The organism is Acinetobacter legionensis, from assembly GCF_048551735.1.
Classification (GTDB): domain Bacteria; phylum Pseudomonadota; class Gammaproteobacteria; order Pseudomonadales; family Moraxellaceae; genus Acinetobacter.
The window spans coordinates 54,633-66,992 of sequence record NZ_JBIMBV010000013.1; the positions used below are offsets into that span (position 1 = coordinate 54,633).

Genomic DNA, 12,360 nt, shown 5'->3' on the forward strand with positions numbered 1-12,360 from the left:
AGCAAATGAATAATATATTAATTAATAAAAATAAAGGAAATTAGCTAAAAATAACAGGAAAAATACTGCAATTACTTTATTTTGCATAGATATATGCTTTGAGATAGATACTACTCATATGATAAGACCAATAAAAATTGATCGGAGTTAGGCTTCATTTTTAGCATGTTACTGTAATTTTAATTTCGATTTGGTTGAATAATTAAAATGGCTAGAATCCTCTAAGCACTGTGAATTACTCACTGAACCTTCCTTATTTTAACTTACTTGGTATAGCGATAGCGAAGGGGTAAAATTAAAATAGGAAAGTGAAATTGGCAAAAAATATTTTGCTAAATTGAAGCTAGAGAGTTTGGATAAAATATTTTGATCTAGGTGATTTTCTGTAAGTGTGTCTTCTTATTAACGCTATCTGACAGATATCCACTTATGGGCAATCTGTCAGATTAAATCTGTAGTTTGGTTTTGATGATCACAAACCATCTTTGCTCTGCTTACATCCAATCACTAAAATACTCGTTATAATATCACCTGGACCTGTCAATGCCGTGATATTACACAGATACTGAGCACGCTCTTGTACCGCATTTTGATAATATCCAGTCGGGCGATATTGATTTTCATAAATAGCACCAACAACACCTTGCCCACCAGTTTGTCCAACAACACGCTGCCCTGCATATTCAGTTCCTGTTTGCACAAACTGTTGTACAACATGTTGGGAAACAACCGAATTTTCCCACATTGCAGAGCCACCATTATTACTTGCAGGAACGCGATAAGTGGGTGATCCAAAGATACCAATCGCTTTATTTACATGTTGCCCCACCAATTTATCAGCTGCTTGTTGCACAGGATTAGGTGTTGAAACACAGGCTGTTAGTGACAAACCTAGTGTTAATACAGCTAAAACGCTCAAAGCCCTAAATTTACGTCCATCCATTTGGTGTTGTGGATTATTGGTTGTCAATTGCTGTTTGCTGATCATAAGAAGGTTTCCTTTTCCTTACGCTGGTTATTTATCTTCACTAAAATGAACAAATACTTTTTTATAAAACATTTCGATGAGTTAAACATCGTGAGAAATCGTAAATTATGGATCAAGATAATATTCGGCCCGCACATTGCCTTGTTCCAACTCATTAGCGCGTTCAACCACCCGTTCAAGCGACTGTCGGTCACAATCTAGTGCTGTCATATTTTTACCTGAAGATTTAGCTGCATTTTCATCATCAAATGCGGCTTGATCACATTGATCATCTTTAAAATTTTGAAAAGATCGCCACTCTACTTGAGCATCGGTCAATCTACTTTGTTCATATGCTGAGAGCTTAGATGTCAGGTTTTTTACTGCCAAGTTTAATCTTTCATTCTGACGTAAATGCTCTGCACTAATGCATAATTGCTTGTTTGCTGTGGTTTTTGCTGTATTTATACAGCTTTGGTAGGTTTTTAAGTATTGTAATGTCGGTGCAGCTGCTAACAAAGTCGTAAAGCCACATACACTAACAATGCTCAAAACATAGATGCATTTTGAGTATATTTTATTCATATTATTAACTACTTTCTAAAAAGGTTTATAGCAGAAGTGTCTATAATTTATTCACACACTAAATATACTTTATAATTTAATTCATGTGAAATTAAAACCATAAAAAGGCAAATACTACACAAAATTTAAGACATTTTATTCAGGGTATATTTAGGTTTATTCTTACAATTCAGTCTAATAATTTTTATCGCATTGCATACTAAGTAAAAACAAAGCACTACTTTGCTTGTAGTATCAGGTGTCGCGTAAGATCAATGTATTGATACTCTTTAACTAACTGCTCAAATCTATATGCAAAATAAAGCAGTAAAAAATCTACAGTAAAATAAATTAAGGTTTATGTAATGTTATTTGTAGATAATACCAAGATTCTGGTAAGGCATTTATAATTCAATAGATTCTATAAATTCGCTGTTTAAATAGTCTGTCAAAATGCGCTTTAAACAGATAAAATAAAAATGACCTTAGCAGAGATCTGCTAAGGTCACGCTTACAACAAAAAATTAGCCTGGGAAAATACCGCGTTCCATACGAGCTTTTAAGATACGCTCACAACCTAAAATAAAGGCAGCCGTTCTTAAACTACATACTTTGTCATTTGAAGTCTGCCATACATCATTAATCGCTTGAACCATCAATTTATCGAGTCTTTGGTTAATTTCTTCTTCCGACCAGAAGTAGCTTGACATATCTTGAACCCATTCAAAATAACTTACAGTTACACCGCCTGCATTACAAATCACATCAGGTACAACGGTAATACCACGTTGGATTAAGATATCATCTGCTTCTGGGTAAGTTGGACCGTTTGCCCCTTCGAGTACCAATTTCGCTGTTAATTTCTGCGCACGTTCAACCGTGATTTGACCTTCCAATGCAGCCGGAATCAAAATATCCATTTCGACATCCCAGAAATCTTCATCACTAATTGCTTGAGCGCCAGCAAATCCCCCCACGCCCTGATTGCTCTCTAAATAAGTCTTTAAAGCAGCTAAATCAATACCTTGAGGATTATAAATCGTCCCTGTATGGTCTTGAATTGTTACAATAATAGATTTCGAATCTGCAAATAGATATGCAGCTTCACTACCAACATTACCAAAACCTTGAACAGCAACTCTTGCGCCATCTAAAGAAAGTTTAATTTTTGCTGCAACTTGTTGGCCTGTAATAAATACTCCACGCCCAGTTGCTTTAATTCGACCTAAAGAGCCGCCCAAATGAATCGGCTTACCCGTCACAACACCTGTTACTGTATGGCCTTGACCCGATGAATATGTATCCATAATCCAACCCATAACATTGGGATTGGTACCAACATCAGGTGCTGGAATATCTTTTTGAGGGCCAATAATATGGCTAATTTCACTGGTATAACGACGTGTTAAACGTTCTAATTCACGTGGGGAAAGTTGACGAGGATCGACACGAACACCACCTTTTGCACCACCAAAAGGTAGATTTAAAACCGCAGTTTTAATAGTCATCCAAGCAGAGAGAGCCATCACTTCATTGAGATCTACATCTGGATGGTAGCGAATACCGCCCTTACCAGGACCACGGGATAAGTTATGTTGAACACGATAGCCTTCAAAATGACGGATCGTACCATCATCCATAACAATCGGTACATCGACAATCAAAGCACGTTTTGGTCGCTTTAAGGTGTCGATATAATCTTTGAGATGTTCTAAATGCGGTGTAACACGCTCGATTTGTTCAAGGTAGGTAGACCATGGACCGTTATTTTGAGAGATATAAGATAAATTAGACATACTTTGCTTATCCTTTTGATGAAGTCACTTGAATCATCAATCAAATATGTAGTTAAAAATGATATAAGCGGCTAATTTGGCAGTTCTGTTGTCCAAATCAAACCGTGGATTACATTCAGCCACATCAAAAACTTTGATCTTGCCAGTTTTTTTAATGGCTTCTAATAATGGGTCAAAAGTAGATAAATCGATTCCTTTCACCGCAGGTGCGCTGACACCCGGCGCAATGCTAGCGTTAAATACATCAAGGTCAACCGTAATATACAAATAGTCTACTTTTTTAATAAAATTATTTATTCTTAAGATTAAATTTTCAACATTTTGCAGTTTTAATTCATAATCGTAAATATAATTACAGTTTAAACGTGCTGCTGTGTCAAACAAAATTTTAGTATTTGAATGCTTAGCAACACCAATACACATGTAATTAAATTCTTGATCAAACTGCTCTAATAGTTTAGCAGCATTTAAAAAAGGTGTGCCTGAAGTGACATATTCAGCTTCGCGCAAATCAAAATGTGCATCGAAGTTAATAATCCCTATTTTCTTATTTAGATGATTATTTTGAATGTATTGAAATAAGCCTGAAAAACTCCCAAAGGCAACTTCATGTCCACCACCTAACACAATGGGCTTCATGTTGGAATTTAAACTACGTTCAACTTGATGCGCTAATTCCGTCTGCGCTATTTCAAGTTCAGCATGATCACAAATCACCGTACCTAAATCGATAATAGTCACAGGTTGATGCACTGGTAAATTTGCCAATTGAGCACGAATCATATCTGGTGCATCTGCTGCACCTAAGCGTCCATGATTGCGTTTAACTCCTTCATCTGAACTAAAGCCAATGAAAGCAAAAGATGCCTGAGGACTGGTATTGATCACTTGATGGAGTCGAAGATATGCATCACCCTCCCCATCTTGTCGTCCTTGCCACATAAATGAATGATTCATTATTAATATCACTCTATCAAAATTAATCTCATGCTGAGATCAAGATTTCATTTCCATGTTGGATGATTCGTTTTGACAAATCACCGCCAAGCCAATACACAATTTCAGAAGGATGTTCTATATCCCAAGCAATAAAGTCCGCCACTTTACCTTGTTCTAATGTGCCATGAGTGTCTTGTAAACCCAGTGCATAAGCAGCATGCGTTGTGACACCTGCGAGTGCTTGCTCTGGTGTTAAACGAAATAATGTACTGCCCATATTCAGCATTAAACGTAATGATAAAGTTGGCGATGTTCCTGGATTTAAATCACTGGATAATGCAATACGGACACCATGTTGATGCAAACTATCTAAAGGTGGATATTTGGTTTCTCTTAAAAAATAGAATGCTCCTGGCAATAACACAGCAACTGTGCCTGAAGTTGCCATGGCTTTGGCATCAGCTTCGGTCATGTATTCCAAATGATCTGCGGACAATGCATGGTAACGCGCAGCAAGCGTTGAACCACCAAGAGATGAGAGTTGTTCTGCATGTAGTTTAACGGGTAAGTTTAATGCTTGAGCTGCTTTAAAAACACGCTCAACTTGCGCAGGAGAAAATGCCAAATGCTCACAGAAAGCATCGACAGCATCGACTAAACCTTCTTGATGAAGTTTGGGTAACATCTCTGCACAGATATGTTCAATATAAGCATCACTTTGATCTTGATACTCTGGTGGCAAAGCATGTGCAGCCAAACACGTACTTTTTACGGTCATCGGTAAAGTGTGAGCGATTTTACGAATCACACGAAGCATTTTGCGTTCATTGCTATAGTCCAGACCATAGCCTGACTTAATTTCAATGGTGGTTACTCCATCTTTAAGCATACAACGAATACGTTTCAGTGCTGAAGCAAGGAGTTGTTCTTCACTTGCTTCTCGGGTTGCCAGTACAGTGCTTGCAATACCACCACCACTCGCTGCAATTTCTGCATAGCTGGCACCTTGTAAGCGTTTTTCAAACTCAACACTGCGATTTCCGCCAAATACACTATGCGTATGACAATCAATTAAACCGGGAGTCACCCATGCGCCATTGAGGTCAATGGTTTCAGCATAGTCATCTACAGGAACATCTTTTTCTGCGCCAATCCAGTGGATATGTTGCGCTAAAGTAACGATTGCAGCATATTCAACACTGGAGTATCGCCCATCTTGCATAGTTGCAATATGACAGTTTGTCCAAAGTTTTTTCATTGACATTTCCTCTTACTGCCCATGCTTTAATCATGCTTGGGCAGCTTCAGTATCAGCTTTCCATTTCGATGTTTTGTTGGAGATCTTGTTTTTCTTTTACTGAGTTTTGCTTGGGCTTTACCCAAATCGTATAGGCAATCCAGAGTAAAACTAACCAGGTTATACCAACATAAAGCGCAGGTCGTGAGTCTGGAAAATATCCCATCATGGCTAAAATAAACAGCATAAATACAATGGCAAATGCAGGCGCATAAGGCCAACCTATTACAGGGAAATCTAATGCTTTAATTTCTAACTTAGATAGTTTACGACGCATGCCCACTTGAGAAAGTAAAATCATCAACCACACCCAAACTGTTGCAAATGTTGCAATTGATGCGATGATAATAAATACATTTTCAGGAATCAGATAGTTAAGCACTACCCCAATAAGTAACACCCCCGCCATCACCACTACAGTCATCCATGGAACACCATTACGTGAGAGTTTCTGGAACACTTGAGGTGCTTGTTTATGCTTAGACATACCATAGAGCATACGCCCTGCACCAAATACATCACTATTGATCGCGGAAATTGCAGCTGTAATGACCACAATATTTAAAACAGTTGCTGCAGATTTGATGCCTAAATTTTCAAAAATTTGTACAAATGGACTGCCTTGGCTACCAATTTGATTCCATGGGAAAATCGACATCAATACAAAAATCGTCAGAATATAAAAAAGTAAGATACGCACAGGAACCGCATTAATCGCACGAGGAATCGACGTTTTCGGATCTTGTGACTCACCCGCTGTAATCCCAATGATTTCGATGCCACCGAATGCAAATACCACAACAGATAAACAGGCAACTAAACCCATAATCCCATTTGGCATAAAACCTTCATGAATCCATAGGTTTTGAATACCTGGTACAAAACCAGTGTGATCGGCATTGAAGCCATAGAACATCAGACCAAAACCACCCAAAATCATGGCAACAATAGCACTGACCTTGACGATGGATAACCAGAACTCCACCTCACCAAAGACTTTAACGTGGATCAGGTTAATTGCCCCTAAGAACATAATCAGCGATAAAATCCAGATCCATCGTGGCACATCGGGGTACCAAAACCCCATATAGATACCGAAAGCAGTCACGTCAGCCAAGGCGACAATGATCATTTCAAAAACGTAGGTCCAACCTGTGGTAAAACCAGCTAAAGGACCAATATAATTTGAGGCATATTCACTAAAAGAACCTGATACAGGGTTATGAACAGCCATTTCCCCTAATGCTCGCATCACAATATAAATTGCAATCCCTGCAACCATATAAGCAATTAAAACAGACGGACCAGCCATTTTAATTGCCGTTGCTGATCCATAGAAAAGCCCCGTGCCAATCGCTGAACCCAATGCCAAAAAGCGGATATGACGGGTGTTTAACCCCCGCTGTAATGTGGAGTGTTGTGACATTATAATCTCCAATCCTTGAGGAAATTTAGTTAGATTCGGTCACTCCATGTGACCGTTTTATTGATCACACTTCGGACAAGCTCGGTAGTAGCTTTGCAATGAGCAATTCGTTCAGACAACCACTTGCGAGCAATTCACTTGCTTGTTCGATATCTGGCGCGAAGAAACGATCTTCACTGTAATACGCCACTTGATCACGCAGAATTTTTCGGGCACGCTCAAGTTTAGGAGAGCTTTTCAATCCTTCACGGAAATCAAGTCCTTGACATGCACCTAACCACTCAACTGCAAGAATGCCGCGAACGTTATCAGCCATATACCACAAGCGTTTTCCTGCATTAGGCGCCATGGAAACATGGTCTTCCTGATTTGCAGAGGTCGGTAAACTATCAACACTGGCAGGATGTGCAAGTGCTTTATTGTCACTCGCTAACGCAGCGGCTGTTACTTGAGCAATCATAAAGCCCGAATTCACCCCACCATTGGCAACCAAAAATGGAGGAAGCTGTGACATATGGCGATCCATCATCATCGAAACACGACGTTCAGACAGTGAACCAATCTCTGCAATCGCTAAGGCTAAATTATCAGCAGCCATTGCCACAGGTTCAGCATGGAAGTTACCCGCTGAGATTACGTCACCTTCTGCCGCAAACACCAATGGGTTATCTGAAACTGCATTCGACTCAATCGCTAATACTTCTGCTGCTTGGCGAATTTGCGTTAAACAAGCCCCCATCACTTGAGGTTGACAACGCAGTGAATACGGGTCTTGAACCTTGCTACAATCTTCATGTGAATGTGCAATTTCACTTGATTCAGTCAATAAGTCACGATATGCAGCGGCAACATCAATTTGACCACGCTGACCACGAACTTCATGGACACGTGCATCAAACGGCGCACGTGAACCGAGCATAGCTTCAACGCTTAACCCACCACAAACGGTCGCAGCAGCAAATAAATCTTCAGCTTCAAATAGACCACGTAATGCGTATGCTGTTGAAACCTGTGTACCATTTAAAAGTGCCAAACCTTCTTTGGCTGCTAAAGTAATGGGTTCTAAACCTGCGATTTTAAGTGCTTCAACTGCTGGGAACCATTCCCCTTTATAGCGTGCTTTACTTTCACCGAGTAAAACCAGAGACATATGTGCAAGGGGTGCCAAGTCACCTGAAGCGCCGACTGAACCTTTTAATGGAATATGTGGATAAACTTCTGCATTGATCAAGGCAAGGATTGCATCAATCACTTTAGGACGGATACCAGAAAAACCACGTGCCAAACTATTGGCCTTTAACAACATAATTAAGCGAACCATCGCATCATCTAAAGGGACTCCCACACCAGCAGCATGAGAAAGTACCAATGAACGTTGTAACTGTTCTAAGTCTTCAGGAGCAATTTTACTTGAAGCGAGTAAGCCAAAACCAGTATTGATACCGTAAGCTGTGCGTCCTTCATTCACAATCTTTTCGACACATGCAACACTGGCATTGATGCCAGCATAAGCACTGTCATCCAGTTTAACTTTGATTGGATTTAAATACGCTTGGCGAAGATCTGCGAGAGTGAGCTTGCCTGGTTGAATTAAGAGTTCCATTTTGACGTCCTGTTTTACGCTATATTGTTCTCTTACGATGCTACTTACACAATTGCAAAAAGCATCGTAATGTCCATGTCTTTTATTTGGTGATCATCGGCAAGTTCAAACCTTGCGCTTTGGCACATTCGACGGCAATATCATAACCAGCATCTGCATGACGCATCACGCCTGTTGCTGGGTCATTGGTCAATACCCGAGCAATACGTGCTGCTGCTTCATCGGTACCATCACAAACAATCACGACACCTGAGTGTTGAGAGAAGCCCATCCCGACACCACCGCCGTGATGTAATGAAACCCAAGTCGCGCCACCTGCTGTATTAAGTAAAGCATTCAATAATGGCCAATCAGATACAGCATCGGAACCATCTTGCATTGCTTCAGTTTCACGATTTGGACTGGAAACCGAACCTGAGTCTAAATGATCGCGACCTATGACGATTGGTGCTGAAAGCTCACCACTACGTACCATTTCATTAAATGCCAGACCTAATTTTGCACGCAAGCCTAAACCAACCCAGCAAATACGTGCTGGTAAGCCTTGGAAGCTAATCCGTTCTCTTGCCATGTCTAACCAACGATGTAAATGTTCATCATCTGGAATCAATTCTTTAACTTTTGCATCTGTTTTATAGATATCTTCAGGGTCACCTGAAAGTGCAACCCAACGGAATGGTCCAATACCACGACAGAATAATGGACGGATATAAGCAGGTACAAAACCAGGGAAATCAAATGCGTTTTCTACGCCTTCTTCCTGCGCCATTTGACGGATATTATTGCCATAGTCAAAGGTTGGAACACCCATTTTTTGGAAATCCAACATCGCTTGTACATGCTTTGCCATAGATTGTTTTGCAGCTTTTACCACTGCTTCTGGCTCAGTTTTGGCACGTTGACGATATTCTTCCCATGTCCAACCAATGGGTAAATAGCCATTGAGTGGATCATGTGCACTGGTTTGATCCGTCACCATGTCCGGATGAACGCCACGGCGAACTAATTCAGGTAAAATTTCAGCTGCATTGCCATGTAGCGCAATCGAAATCACCTTGCCTTCTTTGGTATAACGGTCGATACGCGCCAAAGCATCATCTAAATCTGTTGCTTGTTCATCGACATAACGTGTACGTAAACGGAAATCAATACTGGCTTGCTGGCATTCGATATTAAGCGAGCATGCGCCTGCCAATGTCGCAGCTAAAGGCTGAGCCCCTCCCATTCCACCTAAACCAGCAGTCAACACCCAACGACCTTTTAAGTCCCCGTTGTAGTGCTGGCGACCAGCTTCAACAAAAGTTTCATAGGTGCCTTGTACAATGCCTTGGCTGCCGATATAGATCCAAGAACCTGCGGTCATTTGACCATACATTGCCAAGCCTTTGGCATCTAGCTCGTTGAAATGTTGCCAATTTGCCCAATGTGGAACTAAGTTTGAATTGGCAATAAGAACACGTGGTGCATCTTTATGTGTTTTGAATACGCCGACGGGTTTACCTGATTGAACCAATAAAGTTTCGTCATTTTCTAAAGTTTTAAGTGTTTCAACAATCTTGTCATAACATTCCCAATTACGTGCAGCACGACCAATACCACCGTAAACAACAAGCTCTTTTGGATTCTCTGCGACATCAGGATCAAGATTATTCATCAACATACGCAGTGGAGCTTCAGTCAACCAACTTTTTGCATTGAGCTTAGTACCACGAGGTGCGCGAATTTCTACATCACGAAATTTTGTTGTCGTTGTTGTCACAATAGGACTCCTTCCTTTGAGTTTAAACCAGCAAATTAAACTGCATTCACTGTATAGCAATGTACTAACTTGTATATACATCTATATACTACACAAATCTTTAATATTGAAAAGATGCTTTTTAAATTATTTTTAAAAAAATTTATAAACATATAAAATAAATAGATTTATTTTTCATAAAAACAAAAAACGCAGACAACTTAAGGTTGTATGCGTTTAAGTAGAATCAATGAAATTTAGATTTTTGTGAGTTGTATTAGACAAGTTTGCTTTAAAAATTGCTGATTTAAAATGATTGTCTTTAATGATTTTTCATCTTCGAGTTTAAGACTGTCCTGATGTTCCAGATGAAAAATCTGTTGACCAATTTCGATAACTAACACCTCAACACTCTGATTAAAAACAAACATCACGTCAGATAATATGGGTATTTCTAAGGCTTCTGGAGAGAAAATCCACTGATACTGTGCATCAAACTTTTTTGGATTAAAAATCAAATTAAAATCGCGAATGTACCCTGCCAGCAATTCACAACTGACCACGCTGTCTCCACGAAACTCGACGGACTGCAATGTTTTTAAATACTTAAAATCATCATCTATACGCAGTGAAAGACCTTGACCTTCCAATACCGTCAAAAAGCGATTCATCCCATTAAACTTGGAAAAATCACTCGATGTTTTCACATCGGCCATCGAAATCCGCCAATCAAACTCAACTAAGCTTTCACCGACACTACGGGCGATTTCAAGCGTATAGCCTTTCCCATTTTTCCATCGCATTTTTTTGTAATGGCTGGCTTTTAAAAGCTCAATCATTGGATAAATTTACCTTCCAAATAATAGCGACTGCCAGGATAAATCAGTCTTGCACTGGAGATCAGTTGTTTATTGGACCATGTTCTACGGCGGATCAATAAACAAGGCTCTGTTTTATTGATTTTTAGCCATTTACATTCTTGTGCTGAAGCAAGAATCGCAGTAACCACATGCTCACCTTCAGTAACAGGTGCTTTTGACATTAAATAGGCATTAGGCGTGATAGTTTTAAAATCTTGTGCCAAATAATCTGGAATCAGTACGGGATCAACTAAACGATCTTCGATCTGCACAGGCACATCATTTTCATAATGCACAATGATCGAGTGAAATAGTCGTTGTCCTTCTCGAATTTGCATTAATCGACTTTGTTCTTCATTGGCTTGAATTTGTTCAAGTACCAATACTTCAGCATGATGTTTATGATTTCTCGCAATAATTTCTTCTGCAATATTATTCACATGAAATAATGCTGTACGACCTTGCCCTTCAGCGACAAAAGAGCCAACACCTTGTATACGCACCAATAAACCTTCACTGGTCAGTTCGCGCAATGCCCGATTGACCGTCATACGACTACAACCCAGTAAATTCACCAACTCACTTTCTGAAGGAATTTTTTTATTTACAGTCCATGTTCCTTCATAAATTTTTTGTGAAATCATTTGCTTCACGCGCAAATACAAAGGAACAGGACTATCTTCTTCTAGAGATAAGTCTAGATCATTGTGCTTTGACGCTCTTGACATTGGCTAAAACTCATACAAAATATTCTAACTCATTGTATCTTGAGTCGATGTTATTTGTATATACAAGCCTATACAAATAATCATGATAAAAATATCCATTACTCATCAATGGCATTCCAACTTATATCCATTTAATCATTTTGCTTTTACATCATTTAATCATAGATGGTGTAGCGGTCACCCAACGAATATTAATCGGCTTTGTTTGCAGCGCAAGGTTTGACTTCGTCTACGCAAAAGAATTTAAACTTTAAATGTAAAGTGTGGCTGTGTAAGTTTTATTCTCATCAGCTAGATTTTTAAATCCCTTTTGCTAAGTTTTTACTCAGATTGTTTGAATCCTCCCCCTTGCGAAGTGAATACTTCTCACCTTTTTTGAAGGAGGGAGTTTTTCGTTACTCAAATAAATTGAGTTTAACCATACAGCGTGTTGCTATCGCGT

Annotated in this window: 10 protein-coding genes; all 10 read right to left on the minus strand. The window is 39.5% G+C overall.

The window, feature by feature from the left end; genetic code table 11:
* Positions 1-472 precede the first annotated feature (472 nt).
* A complete protein-coding gene (locus tag ACG9ZL_RS12920; RefSeq protein WP_419328853.1) occupies positions 473-988 on the minus strand; it encodes a hypothetical protein in 516 nt (171 codons plus the stop codon).
* A 105-nt stretch (positions 989-1,093) separates the two neighbouring features.
* A complete protein-coding gene (locus tag ACG9ZL_RS12925; RefSeq protein WP_419360320.1) occupies positions 1,094-1,519 on the minus strand; it encodes a lysozyme inhibitor LprI family protein in 426 nt (141 codons plus the stop codon).
* Positions 1,520-2,055: 536 nt separating this feature from the next.
* Positions 2,056-3,327: a Glu/Leu/Phe/Val family dehydrogenase gene (locus tag ACG9ZL_RS12930; protein WP_336954749.1), complete on the minus strand. Its 1,272-nt coding sequence runs from the start codon at positions 3,325-3,327 to the stop codon at positions 2,056-2,058.
* Between the two features lie 36 nt (positions 3,328-3,363).
* Positions 3,364-4,284: a formimidoylglutamase gene (hutG, locus tag ACG9ZL_RS12935; RefSeq protein WP_419360322.1), complete on the minus strand. Its 921-nt coding sequence runs from the start codon at positions 4,282-4,284 to the stop codon at positions 3,364-3,366.
* Between the two features lie 28 nt (positions 4,285-4,312).
* Positions 4,313-5,524, minus strand: coding sequence for an imidazolonepropionase (gene hutI / locus ACG9ZL_RS12940; protein ID WP_419360323.1), 1,212 nt, complete (start codon positions 5,522-5,524; stop codon positions 4,313-4,315).
* Between the two features lie 52 nt (positions 5,525-5,576).
* Positions 5,577-6,989 carry an amino acid permease gene (locus ACG9ZL_RS12945; protein WP_336954746.1) on the minus strand — a complete coding sequence of 471 codons (1,413 nt, stop codon included), beginning with the start codon at positions 6,987-6,989 and terminating at the stop codon, positions 5,577-5,579.
* 64 nt (positions 6,990-7,053) lie between these two features.
* Positions 7,054-8,592 carry a histidine ammonia-lyase gene (gene hutH, locus ACG9ZL_RS12950; RefSeq protein WP_336954745.1) on the minus strand — a complete coding sequence of 513 codons (1,539 nt, stop codon included), beginning with the start codon at positions 8,590-8,592 and terminating at the stop codon, positions 7,054-7,056.
* Positions 8,593-8,674: 82 nt separating this feature from the next.
* Positions 8,675-10,351 (minus strand): urocanate hydratase, encoded by a 1,677-nt coding sequence (gene hutU / locus ACG9ZL_RS12955; protein ID WP_262781686.1) that lies wholly within the window; start codon positions 10,349-10,351, stop codon positions 8,675-8,677.
* A 236-nt stretch (positions 10,352-10,587) separates the two neighbouring features.
* Positions 10,588-11,169, minus strand: coding sequence for a HutD/Ves family protein (locus ACG9ZL_RS12960; RefSeq protein WP_419328846.1), 582 nt, complete (start codon positions 11,167-11,169; stop codon positions 10,588-10,590).
* Complete coding sequence (gene hutC, locus ACG9ZL_RS12965; RefSeq protein WP_419360326.1) at positions 11,166-11,918, minus strand: histidine utilization transcriptional repressor HutC; 753 nt, start codon at positions 11,916-11,918, stop codon at positions 11,166-11,168. Before hutC ends, ACG9ZL_RS12960 begins: the two co-directional genes overlap by 4 nt.
* Between the last annotated feature and the right edge of the window lie 442 nt (positions 11,919-12,360).

What these genes read in the sequence shown, in the direction of transcription:
- hutG (WP_419360322.1), bottom strand. Translation starts at nt 4,284, where the DNA reads ATGAATCATTCATTTATGTGGCAAGGACGACAAGATGGGGAGGGTGAT.
- ACG9ZL_RS12920 (WP_419328853.1), bottom strand. Translation starts at nt 988, where the DNA reads ATGATCAGCAAACAGCAATTGACAACCAATAATCCACAACACCAAATG.
- hutH (WP_336954745.1), bottom strand. Translation starts at nt 8,592, where the DNA reads ATGGAACTCTTAATTCAACCAGGCAAGCTCACTCTCGCAGATCTTCGC.
- ACG9ZL_RS12960 (WP_419328846.1), bottom strand. Translation starts at nt 11,169, where the DNA reads ATGATTGAGCTTTTAAAAGCCAGCCATTACAAAAAAATGCGATGGAAA.
- ACG9ZL_RS12945 (WP_336954746.1), bottom strand. Translation starts at nt 6,989, where the DNA reads ATGTCACAACACTCCACATTACAGCGGGGGTTAAACACCCGTCATATC.
- ACG9ZL_RS12930 (WP_336954749.1), bottom strand. Translation starts at nt 3,327, where the DNA reads ATGTCTAATTTATCTTATATCTCTCAAAATAACGGTCCATGGTCTACC.
- hutI (WP_419360323.1), bottom strand. Translation starts at nt 5,524, where the DNA reads ATGAAAAAACTTTGGACAAACTGTCATATTGCAACTATGCAAGATGGG.
- hutC (WP_419360326.1), bottom strand. Translation starts at nt 11,918, where the DNA reads ATGTCAAGAGCGTCAAAGCACAATGATCTAGACTTATCTCTAGAAGAA.